This is a genomic window from Streptomyces sp. KL116D (assembly GCF_030766975.1).
Classification (GTDB): Bacteria; Actinomycetota; Actinomycetes; order Streptomycetales; family Streptomycetaceae; genus Streptomyces; species Streptomyces longispororuber_A.
Genome location: NZ_JASERH010000017.1, coordinates 13,931 through 33,824, shown reverse-complemented (window position 1 = coordinate 33,824; position 19,894 = coordinate 13,931). Strand labels below are relative to the sequence as shown.

At 69.8% G+C, this 19,894-nt stretch carries 14 protein-coding genes and 11 pseudogenes; 13 read left to right on the top strand and 12 right to left on the bottom strand.

Annotated features, from left to right (window positions below):
- Positions 1-19 precede the first annotated feature (19 nt).
- From RBJ77_RS06150 to RBJ77_RS06125, 6 genes and pseudogenes are all read right to left on the bottom strand, one after another.
- Positions 20-328 (bottom strand): alcohol dehydrogenase catalytic domain-containing protein, encoded by a 309-nt coding sequence (locus RBJ77_RS06150; protein ID WP_372344032.1) that lies wholly within the window; start codon positions 326-328, stop codon positions 20-22.
- Between the two features lie 24 nt (positions 329-352).
- Positions 353-595: a YciI family protein gene (locus tag RBJ77_RS06145; protein WP_372344031.1), complete on the bottom strand. Its 243-nt coding sequence runs from the start codon at positions 593-595 to the stop codon at positions 353-355.
- A 452-nt stretch (positions 596-1,047) separates the two neighbouring features.
- Positions 1,048-1,386 (bottom strand): LysR substrate-binding domain-containing protein, encoded by a 339-nt coding sequence (locus RBJ77_RS06140; RefSeq protein WP_372344030.1) that lies wholly within the window; start codon positions 1,384-1,386, stop codon positions 1,048-1,050.
- Positions 1,387-1,913: 527 nt separating this feature from the next.
- Positions 1,914-2,279 (bottom strand): annotated as a pseudogene (locus RBJ77_RS06135) (substrate-binding domain-containing protein); the annotation flags it as partial.
- Between the two features lie 284 nt (positions 2,280-2,563).
- A complete protein-coding gene (locus RBJ77_RS06130) occupies positions 2,564-2,830 on the bottom strand; it encodes a hypothetical protein (protein ID WP_372344044.1) in 267 nt (88 codons plus the stop codon).
- 102 nt (positions 2,831-2,932) lie between these two features.
- On the bottom strand, positions 2,933-3,532 hold the full coding sequence (locus RBJ77_RS06125) for a TIM barrel protein (protein WP_372344043.1): 600 nt from the start codon (positions 3,530-3,532) through the stop codon (positions 2,933-2,935).
- Positions 3,533-4,548: 1,016 nt separating this feature from the next.
- Here RBJ77_RS06125 and RBJ77_RS06120 point away from each other — a divergent pair.
- The 5 genes and pseudogenes from RBJ77_RS06120 to RBJ77_RS06100 form a co-directional block, all read left to right on the top strand.
- Positions 4,549-5,121 (top strand): annotated as a pseudogene (locus RBJ77_RS06120) (Gfo/Idh/MocA family oxidoreductase); the annotation flags it as partial.
- Positions 5,122-5,186: 65 nt separating this feature from the next.
- A pseudogene (locus RBJ77_RS06115) lies at positions 5,187-5,635 on the top strand (FAD-dependent oxidoreductase).
- 33 nt (positions 5,636-5,668) lie between these two features.
- Positions 5,669-6,133: pseudogene (locus RBJ77_RS06110) on the top strand (FAD-binding protein); the annotation flags it as partial.
- 55 nt (positions 6,134-6,188) lie between these two features.
- The gene (locus RBJ77_RS06105) at positions 6,189-6,518 is read left to right on the top strand and encodes an FAD-binding protein (protein ID WP_372344029.1); all 330 of its coding nucleotides are present in this window, start codon (positions 6,189-6,191) and stop codon (positions 6,516-6,518) included.
- Complete coding sequence (locus RBJ77_RS06100) at positions 6,515-6,970, top strand: FAD-binding protein (protein ID WP_372344042.1); 456 nt, start codon at positions 6,515-6,517, stop codon at positions 6,968-6,970. Before RBJ77_RS06105 ends, RBJ77_RS06100 begins: the two co-directional genes overlap by 4 nt.
- A 98-nt stretch (positions 6,971-7,068) precedes the next feature.
- Here RBJ77_RS06100 and RBJ77_RS06095 read toward each other — a convergent pair.
- The 3 genes and pseudogenes from RBJ77_RS06095 to RBJ77_RS06085 form a co-directional block, all read right to left on the bottom strand.
- Positions 7,069-8,067 (bottom strand): annotated as a pseudogene (locus tag RBJ77_RS06095) (aldo/keto reductase).
- Positions 8,004-8,423: pseudogene (locus RBJ77_RS06090) on the bottom strand (hypothetical protein); the annotation flags it as partial. The pseudogenes RBJ77_RS06095 and RBJ77_RS06090, both read right to left, overlap by 64 nt.
- On the bottom strand, positions 8,378-8,632 hold the full coding sequence (locus RBJ77_RS06085) for a hypothetical protein (protein WP_372344041.1): 255 nt from the start codon (positions 8,630-8,632) through the stop codon (positions 8,378-8,380). The pseudogene RBJ77_RS06090 and the gene RBJ77_RS06085, both read right to left, overlap by 46 nt.
- A gap of 758 nt (positions 8,633-9,390) precedes the next feature.
- On the opposite strand from RBJ77_RS06085, the gene RBJ77_RS06080 reads away from it, so the two are divergent.
- The 7 genes and pseudogenes from RBJ77_RS06080 to RBJ77_RS06050 all read left to right on the top strand — a co-directional run bounded on the left by RBJ77_RS06080 (position 9,391) and on the right by RBJ77_RS06050 (position 14,750).
- Complete coding sequence (locus RBJ77_RS06080) at positions 9,391-9,675, top strand: MFS transporter (RefSeq protein WP_372344028.1); 285 nt, start codon at positions 9,391-9,393, stop codon at positions 9,673-9,675.
- 114 nt (positions 9,676-9,789) lie between these two features.
- Positions 9,790-10,494: a hypothetical protein gene (locus RBJ77_RS06075; protein WP_372344027.1), complete on the top strand. Its 705-nt coding sequence runs from the start codon at positions 9,790-9,792 to the stop codon at positions 10,492-10,494.
- Between the two features lie 171 nt (positions 10,495-10,665).
- Positions 10,666-11,551 (top strand): annotated as a pseudogene (locus tag RBJ77_RS06070) (aldo/keto reductase).
- 624 nt (positions 11,552-12,175) lie between these two features.
- A pseudogene (locus RBJ77_RS06065) lies at positions 12,176-12,424 on the top strand (NAD(P)H-binding protein); the annotation flags it as partial.
- Positions 12,385-13,050, top strand: coding sequence for a nuclear transport factor 2 family protein (locus RBJ77_RS06060; protein WP_372344026.1), 666 nt, complete (start codon positions 12,385-12,387; stop codon positions 13,048-13,050). The pseudogene RBJ77_RS06065 and the gene RBJ77_RS06060, both read left to right, overlap by 40 nt.
- Before the next feature lie 392 nt (positions 13,051-13,442).
- Positions 13,443-14,526, top strand: a pseudogene (locus RBJ77_RS06055) (cation:proton antiporter).
- 5 nt (positions 14,527-14,531) lie between these two features.
- Complete coding sequence (locus RBJ77_RS06050; protein WP_372344025.1) at positions 14,532-14,750, top strand: hypothetical protein; 219 nt, start codon at positions 14,532-14,534, stop codon at positions 14,748-14,750.
- 45 nt (positions 14,751-14,795) lie between these two features.
- Here the strand turns inward: RBJ77_RS06050 and RBJ77_RS06045 are convergent.
- Positions 14,796-15,460, bottom strand: a pseudogene (locus RBJ77_RS06045) (SDR family oxidoreductase).
- Between the two features lie 121 nt (positions 15,461-15,581).
- A pseudogene (locus tag RBJ77_RS06040) lies at positions 15,582-17,081 on the bottom strand (MFS transporter).
- A 354-nt stretch (positions 17,082-17,435) separates the two neighbouring features.
- Here RBJ77_RS06040 and RBJ77_RS06035 point away from each other — a divergent pair.
- Positions 17,436-17,753 (top strand): TetR/AcrR family transcriptional regulator, encoded by a 318-nt coding sequence (locus RBJ77_RS06035; RefSeq protein WP_372344040.1) that lies wholly within the window; start codon positions 17,436-17,438, stop codon positions 17,751-17,753.
- A gap of 895 nt (positions 17,754-18,648) precedes the next feature.
- Here the strand turns inward: RBJ77_RS06035 and RBJ77_RS06030 are convergent.
- Positions 18,649-19,104, bottom strand: coding sequence for a dihydrofolate reductase family protein (locus RBJ77_RS06030; RefSeq protein WP_372344024.1), 456 nt, complete (start codon positions 19,102-19,104; stop codon positions 18,649-18,651).
- Between the last annotated feature and the right edge of the window lie 790 nt (positions 19,105-19,894).

Below are 19,894 nucleotides of genomic sequence, written 5' to 3'. Positions count from 1 at the left end.
GCCGTAGACCGACATGCGGTCACAGGCGTTGGTGCGACCGATGGAACGAGGCGTAGCAGGCACCGCAGTTGAGGATCGGTGAGACGGCGACGCGGTCGCCGACGGCAAGCGTGGTGTGCGGTTCGGGCGGTGCCTCGATCACGCCGCAGAACTCGTGGCCCTGCACCATGGGCAGCGGGGTTGCGTAGTCGTCCTCCCAGATGTGCAGATCGGTGCCGCACAGGGTGACGGTGTGCACCCGCAGCAGGGCTTCGCCGGGGCCGGGCACGGGGATCGGGCGTTCCTGGTGGTCCAGGGTCTCCTTGGCGACGGTCTCGGCAACACGCATCGTTCGATTACTCGTCGGTGTGCTCTACTTGAGACCGCCGAAGAAGATGTTCCAGGCGCGCACCGTGCGTTCCGCGACGAGGCCCTCGCGGTGAAAGGGGTCCTGGTCGAGGAGCGCCGTCACGTCCTCGGCGCTGTCGGCCTCGAGGACGAGGAGCGCGCCGGGGACGTCGTCGGGCCCGAAAGGGTCCGGAGGCGCGCAACAGGCCCGCCTCGTACTGCGCCTCCAGGAAGTTCTTGTGGGCGGGGCGGTGGCGGTCGCAGGCATCCGCCGAGTCATCGGCGTAGCGGTAGGTCACTGCGAAGACAGCCATGGGGAGAGTCCCTTGCGATGGTGCGGGCGCCCGCGTCCGGGCGTCGGCCCTGCGGCTCGGTGACGATCGTCACGTGGCAGGAGCGTCCCTCCGGCTGACTGGCCGTGTCCAATACAGAATCGGACTGGGTCTGTGTGCCGATGGCACTCAATGCGCGCGGCGGCTTCGACGGGCCGGGATCGAACGGTCCTGGGTTCGGTCGGGCGGGCCGAGCGGGTTCTCGGGCGGCTCCAGCCCGCGGGCTCGGGCAGGACCTCGGCGGCGACCGCGAGCACCGCACGCAGTGCCTCACCGTCGCTGGTCCTGGCGCCAGGCGATGCCGCTGCGCAGTTCGGGGACAGGCGGGGCGAGCGGGACGTAGACCGCACCCTCGGGCATGACGGGCCGCAGGCACTCCGGGCCAGACTCACGCCCCGTACCGGCGGCCACCAGCGACAGGATGAGATAGGGGGTCGACGACCTCCTGGGTCACGGCGGGCCGGAACCCGGCGGCGAGACAGGCCCCTGAGCAGGACCTCCCGGTAGGCCGACCCTGGGTGCCGGGGCACGGCGACGAACGGCTCGTCGGCGAGGTCCGCAGAACCACCTGGTCCGCCTCGGCGAGCGGGTGCCCCAGCGGCAGGACCGCGCCGAAGGGTTCGACGGCGATGGCCCGCGCGGTGATGCCGGCGTGCCGCACGGGCAGCCCGACGAAGCTGAGGTCGAGCCGCTGTTCCAGTTGGAGCACGGCCTGTTCGGTGACCACTCCGCCGACGAGAGTGAGCCCGACGCCAGTGCAGCCTCGCGCACGCGGCGCGTCAGCGGCGGCAGTGTGCGCGGTGGTTGAGAGTGCCGGAGAACCCGATGGTGACCTGCCCGTACGCACCTCGCTCCGGCCGCTTTGCGCACCGCGCGGCGCGCAGGTCGACTTCTGCTGACGATGCGGCGCGCGCGCGTGCGGCGAGAGCGCCCGCCCGCGGACGTCAGCGACACCGAGCGGGTGCTGCAGCTCGAACAGCGGGCGTGCCAGCTGCCGTTCGAGTTTGCGGATGGTCTGGCCCAGCGGCGACTGTGCCACGCGCAGCCGCTTCGGCGGCCCCGCCCGGAAGTGCAGCTCCTCGGCGACGGCGAGGGAACGCCTCGATCCAGCGGATCTCCATACGCACCTTCTCTCGTGGGACCGCTTGTTGGCACACCGGCCAGCGACTGGTCAGTGGCTCTGGGGCGCGCGCCCCGCGGTGGCGCGCTCCACCAGACGTACGTCGAAGACCTGGCGGCGCGGCACATGGCCGTCGGGGGTGCTCGATGCGATCGCAGCAGCGTCTGCGCCGCGGTCTTGCCCATGGCTTCCAGCGGCTGGTGGACGGTGGTGAGGCCGACCATGGACCAGCCTCGACATGGCGATGTCGTCGAAGCCGATGACGGACAGGTCCTCGGGCACCCTGAGTCCCCGCGATGCGCCGCCTCCAGGACGCCGTACGCCACGATGTCACTGCCGCACAGGACGGCGGTGGGCGGCTCGGCCGCGTCGAGGAGTTCGAGGCCGTGCGCAAGACCGGTGGCGTGGGTGTGGCTGCCCCAGCGGGTGAAAGCGCGGGGGTCGAGCGGCCGAGGGCGTCGGAGCGCGGCGGCGAAGAAGCGGGTGCGCTCGCGCCCGGAGGAGGTGTCTGATGGCCGGCGAGCAGGGCGATGCGGCGGTGGCCGTGACCGGCCAGGTACTCGGCGACGATACGGCGGCCCGCGGCGTCGTCCACGAGGACCCGGTCGACCTCGCGGCCGTCCACATCGCGGTGGAGCAGCACGAGCGGCATCCCGGACTCGAGGAAGTCATCGGACCGCCGTGGACTGCACGGTCGCCGCCGCAAAGACGACGCCGTCGACGGTGCCGCCGCGCAGCGCCTCCAGATCACTGGGCCCCGCGCCGTCGGTCTCGGCGCCGCGGGTCAGCAGGACCGTGCGGTACCCGGCCGAGCGGAACTCCTCATGCAGGGTGGTGATCTCCTGCGGGTAGAGGGCGGTTGACGACGTCGGGAGTGACCACGGCCACGGCGTGGGCGCGGCTCGTGGTCAGAGCGCGGGCCGCCGCATTGGGCGCGTAGCCGAGGCGGCGGGCCGCACCGAGGACCGCGTCGCGGGTACGGGGCGCGACGCGGATCGCCGCGGAAGACCCGGGAGACCGTCGACTGGGACACTCCCGCGGCCTTCGCCACGTCACAGCCGTTCGCCACCCGCGCCTACCCTCGTGTCACTGTCTTCGATTCGGATCTGGAGTCACGGCCTGCGGACCTCGTGCCACCGCCTCCGGAACCGCCTCAGCCTACCGAGCCCGCCTCAGCACTCCGGCCGCGGCCAGCACCGCGTCCGCCCCGGCGCGCGCCCGCCTGCGCGAACTCCCGCGCTCCCAGCCGTTCGGCGAGGAACACCGACGGCGCCTCGACACCACCGGCGTACCCGCCGGCACCGCGGCCAGGAAGTCGGCGAGCGGCAGTTCGCCCTCCCCGGCAACGCGCGCAACGCTCGTGACTCCAGCTTGAGGTCACTGCCGTCGGTGGACTGACCGAGCGGGAGGCGCGGGGGCGGGGCAGGTCGTGCGGCTCGGCGAGCGGGGCGTCGCACAGCTGGACGTGGGGCACCAACGCCCGCTCCAGCGCCCGCAGTTCGTCGACGGTGCCGCCGAACCGGTGGACGTGCAGGGAGTCGAGCAGGACGGCGCAGCCCGCGGCACGGGCGAGGTCGGCGGCTCGGGGGATCGAGTGCACCGGCTGGTACGTGATGGGTTCGAGGGTCGGCACCAGGCCGTAGGGCGCCGCGTCGCGGGTGAGCGCGGCCAGCGAGTCGGCGAGGCGCGCCCGGTCGGGGTCGGCGCCGACGACACTGAGGTGGGTGGCCCCGAGCCGGGCGACCGTCTCCAGGATCGGCAGCCACCGCTCCCCGGCTCACCCGCTCATCGAGGGTGAGGGAACTCGATGTCCCGCACGTACAGCCCGGTGTCCCTTCAACCGCAGCAGCGTCTCGTCGAGCAGCGAGCCCGGCCCGCTCATCGGGTACTGCTCCTCCCCTCGCCGTGGCGGGCACCACCCGCAGCCCTACGAAGTCGAACCCGGCCTCCCGCGGCCACGTCCACCAGTTCGGGCGGCGGGCAGCCGAGAGCGTGAGGTGCGATGCCCATGGGGTGCCGGTGCGCGTCATGCGGGACTCCTGGGGTTCCGGGGAAGTGCGGCGCTTTTGACGTCTGGCGAGCCAGGTCCGTAATTTCTACGCAACGTTAGTGACTGCGCAGTCATTCGCTGGCGAAGTCCTCAACCCGCCACTTAGTGAGCGGGAGACCGCTGCTCGTTCCGAAGCGGTAAGCGCAATCCACTCACGCTAATCGCGACTGCGCACCCAATACCTGCACGATGCACGCCCACCCACACCCGAGGAGCCCCCACCCATGCCCCCCTCCGCTCTCCGCATCGGCCTCATCGGCGCCGGCCGCATGGGCACGGCGCACGCCGGGTTCATCGCGCGTGAGGAGGAAACGGTCCTCGTCGGTGTCGCGGGATCCCTCCAGTTCGGCGCTCGCGGAGGCCGAGGGCGTGCCGCACTTCGCCGACCACCACGCCCCTGCTGGATCCCAACGGCGGCGCCGGTCTCGACGCGGTGATCGTCGCGCCAATCCGAACGGGGCGCATGTCGCCACAGCCCTGGACTGCATCGCGGCTGGCGTGCCCACGCTCCTGGAGAAGCCGGTGGCCGTGGAGCACGCCGAGGCAGCGCGACTGATCGCGGCGGAGGCGGCGTCGGGACATCCCGGCACTCGTCGGCCACCACCGGCGCCACCACCCGGCCGTCACGGCAGCCAGGGAACTGATCAGCGCGGGGGCGATAGGCCGCCCCGTCGGGGTCAGCGGCATCTGGACGACCAGGAAGGACGACACGTACTTCGGACGCCGCGTGGCGCCGTGAGAAGGGCGCGGGCGTCATGCTGATCAACCTCGTCCACGACCTCGACCTGATGCGTCATCTGTGCGGCGAGATCGTCGCCGTGCAGGCCGCGACCAGCAACGCCGTACGCGGTCACGCAGTGGAGGACACCGCCAGCGTCGTGCTGACCTTCACCGACGGCGCGCTCGGCTCGTTTCTGGTGTCGGACGCGGCGGTGGCGCCGTGGGGCTGGGATCCAGGCGACCGAGGACGATCCGACGTGCCCGTACCGGCCCGACACGTCCTGCTACTCGATCGCGGGGCACGACGGGTTCGCCTCCTTCCCGCAGTTGGCGCACTACTTCCACGACGGCGGGGCGTCCGGCGACTGGATGCGCTCCGCTGTCGCTGCGCTACAGAACCGAAGGGGGCCGGCGACTGCGCACACGAACCAACTGCGCCACTTCGTCCCTGCGCCGCGCGGCGCGTGCGCGCCGCTTCGTCTCGGTCGCCGACGCCGCCCGCACGCTCGCCGTGGTCGAGGCGGCCGGGCCGCGCGCGCGGCCTCCGGCCACACCGAACCCCGTACCCCTGACATCACCGGGCCCGCACACCCGCGCCCCAGACCCTGATCACCGCACCGAAAGAGTGAGAGTCCTCATGCGCACCCTGTCCTGCGACCTGCTGGTCATCGGCTCCGGAGCGGGTGGCCTGTCCGCCGCGGTGACGGCCGCCCACCACGGGCTCGACGTCGTCCTCGTCGAGAAGGACACCGCGATGGGAGGCGCGACCGCCTGGTCCGGCGGCTGGATGTGGACCCGCGCCACCCCCTGCACGAAGGCCCCCGCGAGGACATCGACCAGCCCCGTACGTACCTGAAGAACGTGCTCGGCCAGCGCTACGACGCCGACCGCGTCGACGCCTTCCTTCACGCCGCGCCGCACATGGTGGGGTTCTTCCACGAGCGGACAGCGACGCGGTTCGTCGACGGTGGTGGCATCGCCGACATCCACGGCGATCTGCCGGGCGCCTCACAGGCCGGGCGACAGGTCGGTCCAGAAACCGGTGAACGGCTGGCGCCTGAAGCCGTCGCGTGCTGCGCAAGCTGACACGACAGATGTACGAGACGTCGTTCCCTCGGCATGGGCATCATGGCCGGCCCGGACCTGCAGAAGTTCCTGCACGTCATGTCGGGCCCGCGGAACTTCGCGCACGCCGCGTGGCGGGTGGGCCTGCACACGGTCGACATGGCGGTCCGCCGCCGCGGCATGCAGCTCGTCAACGGCCCCGCTCTCATCGCCCGGTTGGCGAAGTCCGCGGACGACCTGGGCGTGCGCATGTACGTCGGCGCTCCGGCGAAGCGGCTGCTGCTGGAGGGAAAGGCGGTGCGCGGCGCGATCGTGGCGACGGCGCGGGGCGAAGTGGAGGTGCGGGCCCGTCGCGGCACGGTCCTGGCCACCGGCGGCTTCCCGAACGACGCCGAGCGCACCGCCGCCCTCTTCCCGAAGGGCACCGGTGAGAACCACAAGACGCTGTCCCCCGCAGCGACCACCGGGGACGGAATCCGGATGGCCGAGGAGGCGGGTGCCGTCCTCGACACCTCGGGAGCCTCGCCGGCCGCCTGGTGCCCGGTGTCCCTGGTGCCGTCTCGCCAACGGCCGGGTGGGCCGTTTCCCGCACATCATCGACCGTGGAAAGCCGGGCGTGATCGGGGTGTTGCGCGACGGCCGCCGCTTCGTCAACGAGGCCGACGGCTACCACCAGTACGTCGACGCGATGATCCGTGCGACTCCGGAGGGCGAGGAGGTCGCTTCCTGGCTGATCTGCGACCACCGCTACCAGCGCCGCATGCCGTTCGGCATGTCGCGCCCGTTCCCGCTCCCCCCGCTTCCCGTATCTGCGCAACGGCTACCTGCGGCACGGCCGCACTCTGGAGGAGCTGTCCGTCGCCTGCGGCATCGACCCGACCCAACTGCGCCGCACCGTCGATGAGTTCAATGCCGGCGCGATACGGGGCATCGACCCGGAGTTCGGGCGCGGCAGGACGGCGTACAACCGCAGGTCGGGGATCGTCTGCCCGCGGCCCGAACTCCGTCACTCGGCCCCATCGAGAACGCCCCGTTCTATGCCATCAAGGTCTACCCGGCTCGTTCGGTACGTTCGCCGGGCTGCGCGCGGATGCCCACGCCCGCGTCCTCGACGCTGCGGGCGACCCGATCGAGGGCCTCTACGCGGTCGGCACCGACCAGGCGAACGTCCTGGGCGGGCACTACCCGTCGGGTGGCATCAACATCGGCCCCGCGATGACGTTCGGGTATGTGGCGGCGCGCCGCGCGGCGGGCGTCACGGGTACGAGTGGACGTCTGCTGAGGGTTGTGGACACCCACGCAAAACCCCAAGTCGCTGCCGGCGGTCGGCCGCGCCAAAGGCAAGTCTTGAGGTGAGCTGGAACGCGACCGGTCGGCTCCGCGACGAGTGTGGTCGGAGCCGACCGGTGCGGGCGGGTCACGAGAATCAGCGGCGTCGCTGGTCGGCGCGGAGTTCAGAAGTCGCCGTAGCTGTTGTCGACCGGGTTGACGGTGACGCCGGGGGCGACGATGTCGTCGATGGCGTCGAGCACGTCGGAGACAGGGTGATGTCCGCAGCCGGCAGGAACGCCTCCAGCTGGTCCATGGTGCGCGGTCCGATGATGGCGGAAGGTGACGCCGGGGTGGTTGATGACGAAGGCGACGGCCAGCTCGATCAGCGTGTGGCCGGCTTTCTCCGCCACGACGGCGAGCGCTCGACGGCCTCCAGCTTGCGCTGGTTGGCCCGGGGTGCTCATGTCGAACCGAGCCTGGGGGCCGGGCGGCGGAGGCCGGACCTTCGGTGGCGTTCTTGCGGTAGCGGCCTGAGAGCCAGCCGCCGGAGAGCGGACTGTAGGTGAGGGTGCCCATGCCGTGCCGGCGCACGGTGGGCAGGGACGTCTTCCTCGATGCCGCGCACGGGGATCGAGAGTACGGCGGCTGCTCGGTGACGAAAGCGCTCAAGTTTCGCTCGGGAAAGCCCGTGCAGCCTCGACGATCTGAGAGCCGGAGTAGGACGAGAGAGCCGATGAGCGGAACCCTTGCCCTGGCGGACCAGATCGGTGAGGGCGCCGAGGGTTTCTTCGACATCGGTGTCGGGGCTGGGGCGGTGCACCTGGTAGAGGTCGATGTGGTCGGTACCCAGCCGCTTCAGCGAGTTCTCGACCTCACGGATGATCCAACGACGGGAGCCGCCACGCTGGTTGGGGGTCGTCGGCGTTCGTGGGCATGAAGAACTTGGTCGCCAGGAACACGTCCTCGCGGCGGTCCTTCAGTGCTTGCCGACGATCTCCTCCGAGACACCGGCGGAGTACACGTCGGCGGTGTCGACGAGAGTTGATGCCCGCGTCCAGAGCGCGGTGGATGATCCGGATCGAGTCGGCCTCGTCCTCGCTGCCCCAGGGGCCGAACATCATCGCGCCCAGGCAGAGCGGGCTGACCTGGACGCCGGTGCGGCCGAGCGGTCGGTACTGCATGTGGATCTTCTCCCTTGTGCGTTCGGGTGTGCCCGGTCAGTCGCTGGTGGCCAGGAGGTCTGCGCCGGCAGTGGTCCAGCTGGCGAGGAGGGCGAGGGCCTGCTGCTCAGGTGAGTCCGGCTCGGGGGTGTAAGTTCAGTCGCAGGCCGGGGTCGGAGGGCAGTTCCATCGCCTCGTGAGGGCAGCGCGAGATCGCCTACCAGCGGATGGTGGAGCTTCTTCACACCGGGCGGTGGAACTTCACGTCGTGGCAGTGCCCACCGGCTGGCGAACTCACTGCTCTTGGTGGTCAGTTCACCGATGAGATCGGTCAGGGCCTTGTCGTGGGGTGCGCAGCCCGTCTCGGTGCGCAGGAAGGCGACGGCGTCGTTTGCGCCCTTGTCCCAGTCGACCCAGAAGTCCTGGCTCGCGGGGTCAAAGGGACATGTGGCGGGCGGTGTTCACCGGCCCGCGCTGGGCGAACAGGGGGTGAGTCGAAGACCGGTGCGTACAGGGCGCGGCCAAGGGTGTTGGCGGCGACGGTGTCGAAGCGGGCGTTGCGCACGTACGCCGGCACCCCGGTCATCGAGTCGAGCAGGCGAAGGATCGTGGGGCGGACCCGTGAAGCGGTCAGCGCGGGGGCGCCGTCCTGCCGGGGTGGACGCGCGTGCCGGGTCGTAGAGTGGGTGCGTTCTGCCTCGTTGAGCTGCAGAGCGTGCGCGAGGGCTTCGAGGACGGCGTCGGACGCGCCGCTGAGGTTTCCGCGCTCGAGGCGGACGCAGTGGTCCACGCTCATGCCCGCAAGGAGGGCGACCTCCTCCACGGCGCAGCCCCGCGACGCGGCGGTTGCCGCCGTACACGGGGCAGACCGGCCTGCTCGAGGGTGATCCAGGGCCCGCCGGGTGCTGAGGAACTCCTTGACCTCGGCAGCCAACTTCTTCTTGTCGGGGCCTGGGACACGGGGACTCCTTCGGTATCGGCGTGGATCTTGTGCCGGTTTCTCCACGGTAGGCCGGTCCGCCAGCTCCGCGAGGTACTGCCGAGTACCTGGAAGAGCAATGACTCCCACCTGCCGGCACGTGTGCGTTTTCCTGAAGAAGGAGACCGAGGCCGGGATGCCAGGGACATCGATTCCCGCACCCGACTGTGCACCGATCCGAAGGAACATTGCGCACCGCATCCCCACCCGCAGCCGCGCCGACCACACGGCCGACCCGAGCGTTTCTGCGCCCGTCGGCGCCCCGAGTCCGCGACGCTGATCCTCACCATCATCTGCGTCAGCTGCTTCATGGTCATCCTCGACAACTCGATCGTCTTCACGGGCTGCCGCAGATCCAGTCCGCCATGGGGTTCTCCGGGACCGGGCTGTCGTGGATCACCAACGCCTATGTGCTGGTCTTCGGCGGACTGCTGCTCCTGGGCGCCCGGGCCGGTGACCTGTTCGGACACCGCAGGATGTTCGTGTGCTCGCTGGTCGTCTTCGCGCTGGCCTCCCTCCTGGTCGGCGCGGCGCAGTCCCAGCGGTGGCTGATCGGCGCCCGCGCCTTCCAGAGGGTCGGGGCAGCTGTGCTGGCGCCTTCCCGCGCTGTCGTTGCTGACGCGCAGTTTCGCCGAGGGCCGCACCCGTAACCGGGCGATGGCCGCCTACAGTGCCGTCGCCGGTCTGGGGTGCCTCGCTCGGCCTGGTCGTCGGGGGCCTGTTCGCCGACCTGATCTCGTAGCGGGCCGGGTTCTTCCCTCAACGTGCCCGTCGGTCTGGTGATGATCCTGCTTGCCGTGCGATACCTGGAGACGCCCGGCGGCGCGGCGGCTTCGATGTCACCGGCGCGCTCCTGGCCACCCTCGGATCGACGCGCGCTGGTCCTGGGCATCGTCGATGCCACCGACTTCAGCTTCAGGGGCGCCCGCGCCGCAGTCGGCCCGCGGCAAGCCGGCGCTGCTGCTCGCCGTGTTCGTCGTGGTGGAGCGGCGGACCACGCAGCCGATCGTCCCTCTGCGGCTGTTCGCCGGCCGGGGAGCGCAGCGGCGCCTACCTCGCGCGGATGCTCACTGGGCGCGATGATGGGGTTCTTCTTCTTCCACCGCGCAATACGTGCAGTGTACGGCTGGACGCCGCTGCAGGCCGGTCTGGCGTTCCTGCCGATGACCTTGAGTCAACTTCGTCGTCGCCGTCCAGGTGCCCCGTCTGCTCGAGCGGGCCCCGCAGGCCGCTGGTGCTCTCGCGGCGTCGTACTGACCGCGGCCGGCATGGTGTGGCTCAGCCGTCTGGCCCTGCACGCCCTACGTCACAGGCGTGGCGCTGCCCTGATCCTGATCGGTGCCGGACAGGGCCTGGCGCGCCCCCATGCGACCTCCAGCGGCGTCGACGGCGTCGCCTCCGGCGATGCCGGCGCCGCGTCGGGCCTGGTCATCACGGTGCATCAGATCGGCAGCGCGCTGAGCCTGTGAGCATCCCTGACCGCCGTCGCCGCGAGTGCGGCGACCGGCTCCACGGCCCTCGACATCGCTTCCCGCTCGAGCGCGGCCCTGACCGGCTCCCGCCGTCCTGCTCACCCTCGCGGTCCTGACCGTCCTCACACCCTGATCGTGCACGCACCCCAGTGCCGAAAGGTCCCTGTGATGCAGAACCTCACCCTCAACAACGGCGTCCAGCTGCCCACCCTCGGGCTCGGCGTCTTCCAGACTCCGCCGGATGGGACCGTCGCCTGCCGTCGGGCCGCCCTCGACCTCGGTTACCGGCATATCGACACCGCCGCCGCCTATGGCAACGAACGCGAGGTCGGCCGGGCCCTCCACGACTCCGGTGTACCGCGCGAGACGTCTTCATCGAAACCAAGATCTGGATCAGCGACTACGGCTACGGCGAGACCCTGCGCGGCTTCGACAAGAGCGCCGCCAAGCTCGGCATCGATCAGATCGACCTGCTGATCCTGCACCAGGCCCTGCCCTCCGGCTTCGACAAGACCCTCGCACGCCTACCGCGCCCTGGAAAAAGCTCCTGGCTGACGGCCGTGTCCGTGCCATCGGCGTCAGCAACTTCCTGATCGACCACCTGCGCGCACTGCTCGACGCCACGTCCGTCGTCCCGGCCGTCAACCAGCTGGAGATCCACCCCTACTTCCAACAGCGCGACGTCCTCGACTTCGAGCGACAGCCACGGCATCCTCAACCAGGCGTGGTCGCCCATCGGCGGCATCACCTTCTACCCCGGCTACGGCGAGGGACCGCAGGAGTGTCCTCCAGGACCCGGCCGTCACCGGGATCGCCGGAGGCGCACGGCAAGAGCCCCGCCCAGGTCCTGCTGCGCTGGGGCATCCAGCAGGCCGCTCGGTGATCCCCAAGTCCACCAAGCGCCACCGCATCGCGGGAGAACATCGACGTCTTCGACTTCGACCTCACCCAGGACGAGTTGAAGGCGCTCGATGCTCGAGACCGGCCGCCGCGGCGCCCCGAGCCCGCGAACGTCACCCTCGCCGCCTACGGCAAGACCATCCCCGAAGCCTGACCACTCCTGTGCGCCGGCATCAAGCCAAAGACATCAACACCGCCTACGAGCGCATCAACTCCTCCGACGTCCGCTACCGGTTCGTCATCGACGCCGCGACCTTCGCCAAGCCGTCCCAGGCATAGCCGGAGGACCGCGCTCACCCGCCCCGCCCCCGGCTGAGGGGTGACCTGCGTCGACGGCACCGCGGACGATCCGCTGCACAGAACGCGTGATCGTCACACCCGAGTGAAACTGTCGACACGGGAGCCCGCCGCGTACCTCAACTGCAAGGAATTGAACATGGCAAACCGCCCGCTGACCGTGCTGGTCGTCGGCGCCACCGGCAGCATCGGACGGCTCGTCGTCGATGAGGCGATCGCCCGCGGGCACACCGGTCCGCGCCCTGGTACCGTGACCACGCGAAGGGCGTCCGACTGCTGCCCGCCGACACGAACTCGTCACCGGCGATGTGACCCGACCCGAGACCCTGCCGGACGCGGTGTCCAGTGCCGACGCGATCATCCTCACCCCTCGGCTCCTTCGGCACCTCCTCCTCCCCGCAAACGGTCGACTACGCCGGTGTACGCAACGTCCTGACCGCCCTGACCTCCGCAGATGGCCCAGGCCCCCGGGTGAGTGCTGATGACGTCCATCAGGGGCCACCACCCGCAGCAGCAGCTACGGACACCTGCTGGGTGGAAACGCCGCTCGGAACGCCTCCTGCGGGCCAGCGGCCTCACCCCCACCATCGTGCGCCCGGGCTGGTTCGACATGAACAGCCCCGACGAACACCAGCCGGTGTTCCTCCAGGGCGACCGCCGCCGCTCCGGCGGGCCCGCCGGCTGGAGACCATGCGCGCGCGCCGACATCGCACGCGTCCTGGTGGCCTCCCTCACCTCGCCCGAGGCAGCCGACCGTACCTTCGAGCTGATCGCCGAACGGGGGCTGCCCCCAGCGACTTGGGCCCGCTGTTCGCGGCACTGGATCAGGACCCGCCCCAATCCCTGGACGCGGTGCACGACAGAGGGCCAACATGCCCCTCGAAAGGAACCGCAGCGGGTACGCGGCGACCTCGAGAGTCGTCCAGGCACGCGCCGCCACCTGACACCACCGCCGTTTCCCGCGCAGTGCCCGCCCTGCTCACACCAAGGAGTCACCGTGCCCACAGCCCCCGCCGAGGCAGACCGGGAGGCCATCCTCAGACTCACCACAGCTACCTCGACGCCATGGTCAAGGCAGACACCCCAACGCTCGACGGCCTGCTCGACGGCGGCTTCACCCTCACCCACATGACGGGATACGCGCAGCCCAAAACCGAATGGCTCGCCGGGATACGAGCCGGGCAGTTCGTCTACCACTCCATCGACGAGACGGACACGATCCTCGACCTCGACGACAGCACAGCACGGCTGACCCTGCGGACCATGACCGACGCGACGGTGCACGGCAGCCGCTCCACCTGGCAGCTGCAGTTGATCACCGACTACGCCCATCGCGACGACACGTGGATTCCCTGAGAACGGCCGCCACCACATGGTGAGCAGCAGCCGAAGACCACCGGATGTCCCTGATACAGCAAAGGGTCAATCCGTCCGACCGGTTGTGAGGAGGCGCATCGTGGCGGCCCTTGAGTTCGTCGTCGTACTCGGATGCGCCCTGCTGGTCAGCGGCGCCTCGCCCACCGGCTCAAGGTAGCCCACGCCCGTCATGCAACTGGCCGCCGGTGTCCTGCTCGGCTTCGTACCCGCGCTGCGCGCAACCGAGCTGCCACCGGATGTGCTGCTGCTCGTCTTCCTGCCGGTGCTCCTGTACTGGGAGAGCGTGACCACCTCGCTGCGAGCGATCCGGCGGGATCTGCGCGGCATCATCCCTGACCGGCACCCTTCTGGTCGTCGTCACCGCCTGGGCCGTGGCCGCGCTCGCCCACGCCCTCGGCCTGCCGTGGGGCCCGGCCTGGGTCCTGGGCGCCGCCGTGGCACCGACGGACGCCACCGCAGTCGGCGTCGTGTCCCGGCTGCTGCCCCAGCGCAACGTCACACTGCTGCGCGCCGAGTCGCTGATCAACGACGGCACCGCACTGGTCGTCTACAGCCTCGCGGTAGGAGTCACCGCAGGCTCCGAACACCTCAGTGCGGCTCACGTGAGCTGGCTGGGTGGCGCTGTCCTACGGAGGCGGCCTCGCAGCCGGCGCGGTGGTGGCGTGGCTCGGCATCCAGCTGCGACGCCGGGTTCGACGCCTGGGCGACACCCTGCTGGACAACCTTACGATCATCCTGATCCCGTTCAGCGCCTACCTGGTAGCCGAACAGCTTGAGGCGTCAGGAGTGCTGGCGGTGGTGGCGTGCGGTCTCATCATGAGCCAGGCCGGGCCGAGTCTGGGTCGGGCATCGGCACGGCGGCAAACGGAAGCCTTCTGGTCGCTGGCGATGTATCTGCTCAACGGGCCCTGTTCATCCTGGTCGGAATCGAAGCGCAAGCAGCGGTCCGCGCCCTGTCCGGCGCTGCCCTGACCAAGGCACTGGTGATGGTGGCGGCTGTGGCGTGCGCTGGTCGTCGTCCGCTTCCTGTTCCTGTTCACCACGGTGTACGCCATCAGGGTGCTGGACCGGCGCCCGCAGCAGCTTCGGCGCCGGATGGGCCATCGGGCACGCGTGGTGAGCGCGTTGGCCGGCTTCCGCGGAGCGGTTTCCCTGGCTCTGGCCCTGTCTGTGCCTTACACGGTCGATTCCGGCGCGGCGTTTCCCGACCGCGACACGATCGTCTTCGTCACCTCTGGTGTCGTCGTCTCCGCTCTGGTGGTCCAGGGGCTCGTCCTCCTGCGGTCGCCCGCTGGGCGCGTCTGCCCCGGGACACGGGCTGGGAGGAAGAACTCGCCCTCGCCGCGAGCGCCGGTTCGCAGGCCGCACTCGATGCTCTGCGCGAGGTCGCAGCCGATCTGGGCATCGACGCTGATGTCACCGAGCGGCTGCAGGCCGAATACGAGACGCACCTGAGCGCGGTGCACGCCGCCGGCACTGCGAGCGACCCGGGTCGGGAGCGCTGCTGCGGCGCCGAGCAGCAGGAGACCGCCCTGCGTCTGGCTCTGCTGGAGCACAAGCGCTCCGCCGTGATCGCCCTGCGCGACAGTCACCGCATCGACGACTCCGTGCTGTTGCGGGTCCAGGAACAGCTGGATGCGGAGGAAGTCCGCCTGACGCAGCTGAAGAAGGACCGGTGACCGATGGCCTGCAGGCACCCCTGTCCGTGGGCCCTGGCCGACCGGTCAGACCGCGGCCCAGCCGTCGTCTACCGGGACCACGGCGCCGTTGATGAACGTGGCGTGCTCGGAGGCGAGGTAGACGATCGCGTCCGCCTGCTCGTCGAGCGCTACCGCGACGGCCGATGTTGCCGCGGATGAGGGGGCCGAGGACCGCGGGACCGTGTGCGTCGGGGCGGGGTTCGACGTGAATCTTGGTCTCCGTGGGGCCGGGAGCCACCGCATTAGTCCTGATCCCCTCGCCCTGGTACATGACGGCGAGGTTCTTGACCAGGCCGATTACCGCGTGCTTGGAAGCGGTGTAGGCGGCACCTGGCGGCGCTGCCCCGCAGTCCTGCCTCGGAGGCGGTGAAGGCGATGGCACCGCCTCCCGCGCTGATCATGCTAGGCAGTACGGCACGAGTCAGGCGGAACGGGGCGGTGACGTTGACGCGCATCACACGATCCCATTCGGTCTCGCCGAGCGCGGACATGCGGTCCATGATGCCCGCGTTGTTCACCAGGACGTTCACGGTGCCGGATCGTTCCACGGCACGCTCCACGAGCCGCTCGACCACCCGCTGGTCGCTGAGGTCGCCGATGACCATGGCTCCGCTGCCGCCGGCGGCCTCCACCTCCCGTTGAGGTCTGGGCTCGGGGTGGGTACTGGGGGCCCGATGGGGGGCGGGCAAGGTCAGGCCGTCTGCTCTCAGGCTCCGCGCAGTTGCGGTGCGGCTGCCTCTGCAGGCCTTCTGGGGGCGCTCAATCAGCGGGGAGGCCGGGCGCCGACGGTGATGCGCCCGGCCGCGGGGATCACGCGTGCTGGTCGCCGCTGCCAGCGGACACGGGCTCGTGGGCAGCGTGGGTTACACCGTGACCTGCTGCCGTCGGCCGCTGACGCGGGATGAAGGAGAGGCCACCGCAAGGGCCAGCAATGCGGCTCCGGCCCCGATCCCCATCACCGTGCGAAACCCGTTCTGCGAGGCCACTTCGGCCGGGCCGAAGCTGATGGTCATCTGAGACAGCACCACTCCGGCCAGGGCGCTGGAGACGGAGGTGCCGATGGCTCGCATGAGGGTGTTGAGACTGTTGGCGGCGGCGGTCTCAGAAACCGGGACGGCACCCATCACCAAGGCAGGCATCGCCCCCATAAGCAAGGCCGACACCGGCGCCGATGACGCAGGAAACCAGCACCAACTGCCAGATCTGCGCCATCAGGAAGATGTTCAGGACGTAGCCGGCCGCGACCGTGACGGCGCCCAGCATCAGGGTCGTCTTCGGCCCCTGAGCTCGGGAGATACGAGGCCGAGAAGGGAGCCATCGCCATCATGACCAGCCCCTGCGGGTGTCAGCACAAGACCGGAGACGAGCAGCGACTGGCCGAGGCCATATCCGGTGGCTTCAGGAAGCTGGAGCAACTGGGGCAGCACCAGGGACATCGCGAACATCGAGAAGCCGAAGGACATCGAAGCCAGGTTGGTGAACAGCACCTGCTTGCGGGCGGCGACCCGCAGGTCCACCAGGGCGTACGAGGTGCGCAGTTGATAGGCGCCCCAGATGAGCAGGATCACGATGCCGGCCGCGAACAGGCCCAGGGTCGTACCGCTGGTCCAGCCCCAGGCCGCGCCCTTGGAGATGGCAGAGCAGCAGGCACACGAGCGCGGCGGAGAGCCCGAGTGCACCCATGAGATCGAAGCGGCCTCCGCTGCGCACCCGCGATTCCGGCACCAGGGGAGACGACCAGCACACGGTGGCCAGGAGGCCGGCGACGGTGGAGACCCAGAAGAGTACGTGCCAGTCGAAGTGGTCGGCGATCAGCGCGGCGGCGGGCAGGGCCCAGGGCACCGCCGACACCCAGCGAGGCGCTCATCACCGCGGTCGCGGAGGCCAGTTTCTCGGTCGGCAGTTCGTCTCGCATGATGCTGATGCCGAGCAGGGATCGCGCCCGCGGACAGCCCTGCAGCGCACGTCCGATGATCATCGGTACGAGGAATCCGCCAGGGGCGCACACCACCGATCCGGCGGTCAGCAGCACCAGGCTGATCAGCAGCATGCGGCGCTTGCCGTACATGTCGCCCAGACGGCCGATGACCGGGTGGCGACCGCAGGGGCGAGCAGGGTGGCGGTGACCGCCCGAGCGGTGTCGGAGGGCGAGGCGTTGAGGAGGTCGGGCAGCTGCGGCACCAGTGGGATGACCAGGGTCTGCATGAGCGAGACCACGATCCCCGCGAAGGCGAGCACCGCCACGACGGCGCTGGCACGTGGGGCCGCGACCTTCCCCTCTTGGGCGGGCTGGATGGGCGCGTCGGACATGGGAAGGGGCCTCCGTCTGGACAAAGTGGGATGCGAAGCGACAAACTTTTAATTCAAGCCGTTGATTTAAAACTAGACCTCGCCTTCAGTCGGGTCAAGCGGGCAAGGAGGAAGCAATACCCCCGTTGCGGCGCATCCCGCCCGCGAGGCCGCGGACCACGCTGCGGGCGGGCGAGGACCTGAGCCCCGGTGCTCGCTAGGCTGACAGCAGCGTCGCCCGCCACCGACGAATGCGGGGGCCGTGGGTGGCGAACGGGACTGGCCGATCAGCGCCAGCGCGATGTCTCAGAGTGGTGAGGGCGGTGGCCGGTAGAAGCGTGCGCGAGGGGAAAAGGTCGAGGCGACGGGGAGGCCATCCTCACGGCCGCGGAACGCCTCTTTGCCGAACGCGGCGTCTACAACGTCTCCAACCGCCAGATCAGCGAAGCCGCCGGCCAGGGCAACACCACGGCAGTCAACTATCACTTCGGCAACAAAACCGACCTGGTCCGGGCCATCTCCCGCCGCCACACGAACAGATCGAACTCATCCGCGACCGCATCGTCACGCAGAAACCCAGGGCTCCACAGCGCTGCGGGACTGGGTAGCGTGCATGGTCCGCCCCGTCACCGAGCACCTCGACGCCCTGGGCAGCCCACCTGGTATGCGCGCTTCAGCCCAGGTGACCGCTGATCCACTCTACAGAAGCCATCGCGGCCGAACCCGCCACCGCACCTCACTCCGCGCGCTGCTCGACGGTCTCAACACCTGCCTGCCCGCGCTGTCGCCCACGGTGCAGGCCGCCCGCGGGGCCATGGCCCGACACCTCATCGTCCAGATGTGCGTGGAACGAGCGCACGCTCACCGGCGGCCAGGCATGCGCCCTCCCGCCTGGGCGGACACCCGCCGACCTGCTCATCGACGCGCTCACAGGACTCTGGAACGCGCCAGTGAGCGGCTCGGCACCCTGAGGCGCCGCAGGCCCTCCAGACGGTCGAGGGCGCCCGGCTGCCAAGCCTGGTGCCGGCGGCAGCAGCTCTGAGCAACAGCCAGAAACAGGGCCGGAGTTGCCACCTCTGCGTGTGAGCGGTTCACACGGGGAGTTCCCGAGTCGCTCCGCGAAGGACGGACGACCGTGGGGAATCGCTTTCGGTGTGTGGGCGAGGACGGACCCACCGGTGATGTTGCCAGAGACAGCGTGGCAGCGATGCCGCCACAGCGCGTGCGGCGGCGACCACGGCGGCCGAGCAGCACGATCTCCTTGCACAGCACCTACGGGGTGTGTGCCACTGGCCACGGAGGTCGATGCGGGCACGACCCGGCACCGACAGCGGCCGTCCGACGGGATGCCCCCGGACGTCGCTTGAGGCCGGCCCCCTGCCGCCGCAGGGGCCAGCTCTCGCTCGCTCAGTTCGCTCCCTTCTTGGATTGGATGGGCGGATTGTCCGGTGTCATCCGATTCCTCATGCGGTCTGTCAGGCCGCGAGGGTGAGGTCGGCGGCGTGAGCTCGTAGCACCGCCCTTCGCTCAGGACAGCACGCGGTAGGTCACGTGTGTGACCGAGTCCGTTGCTCGCGACTCCAGTTGTTCAAGATTCAGTGACGGCACGCCGTCGAACAGCCAGTGCCGGCACCGAGCGTGAGCACGGCACGATGTGCAGCCGCAGCTCGTCGACCAAGCCTGCGGCGAGGTACTGAGTTGATGGTGAGTCGCGCCCCCGTGGATCGACACGTTGCGGTCCCCCTGCCGCCTCGCGAGCCTGCAGCAGCGCGGATTTGATGCCGCCGGTGACGAAGTGGAACGTGGTGCCGCCGTCCATCGGTTGTGGGTCGCGCGGATGGTGGGTGAGCACGAAGACCGGTGCGTGATACGGCGGATTGTCGCCCCACCATCCCTTCCACTGTCGATCCCATGCGCCGCGTACGGGGCCCGAACATGTGCGCCCCATGATGAAGGCGCCGACCATCGTCAGCCGGTCGAGCTCAGCCTGCCGCCGCTCCGGGTTTCGAACATCCAGGCGTGCAGTCTGTCGCTCCCCAGCCATCGCCGGCGTCGTCGCCGAACGCGCTGCTCGGTCTGGTTGAGTCGGCCGAGTACCCGTCGACGGAGATCGAGAGGTCGCAGGTCACCTTGCCCACATGTTCGGTCACTGTGCCGTCCTCCTGGTAGCGACTTATCGTTACCTTCGCGGTGAGCCGTCTGCAGGGGTAGACCATTTCGGGCCCCGCAAACTCATCGCCCGGCCCTGCCTCCTCCCCCGGCGCCGTGCGACTGCCCGCGACCAGTGACGCTGATGGCACGCGCTCAAGGTTCCCTACGCTGTTCTGCGGGACGTGGTGAAGGCCCTTCGTATAGTTTCATCCACCCTGGGGTGTCGGCGTGATGCGAATGTGGCTGTCAAACCGGCAGACCTGAACGAAGGCGTCGGGGGCTCTGGTCCACTTCAGTGGTCGCGCGCACAGCGTGACTGTCGATCTTCTCGTCATGAGGGGCGCCGACGAAATGCGCTCGTGGGGTGACGGAATGTCGGCGCGCAGCCCAAGCTTCGATCAGTCTGGCGGGTACTTGCGGGATCTGGCCCGCTGGGGCTGGGCGGCAAGCCATTGCTGTAGTTCTCGGTGGCGGAACTGGTAAGCGTTTCCTGAACGTCGCAGCAGGCCGGCGCGGTAGGCGTAGGCAAGAGTCGTGGTCAAGTGGAACGGCAGAACCTTCCGGGCGCACCACAAAGAAGACCACGTAGCGGCGTGCCGACCGAAGCCCGACTATCAGCCCAGGCATCAGCCCGAACGCAAGCCCCAACGGCAGGGCCAGACATAAGCCACCCGCCAGCCCCA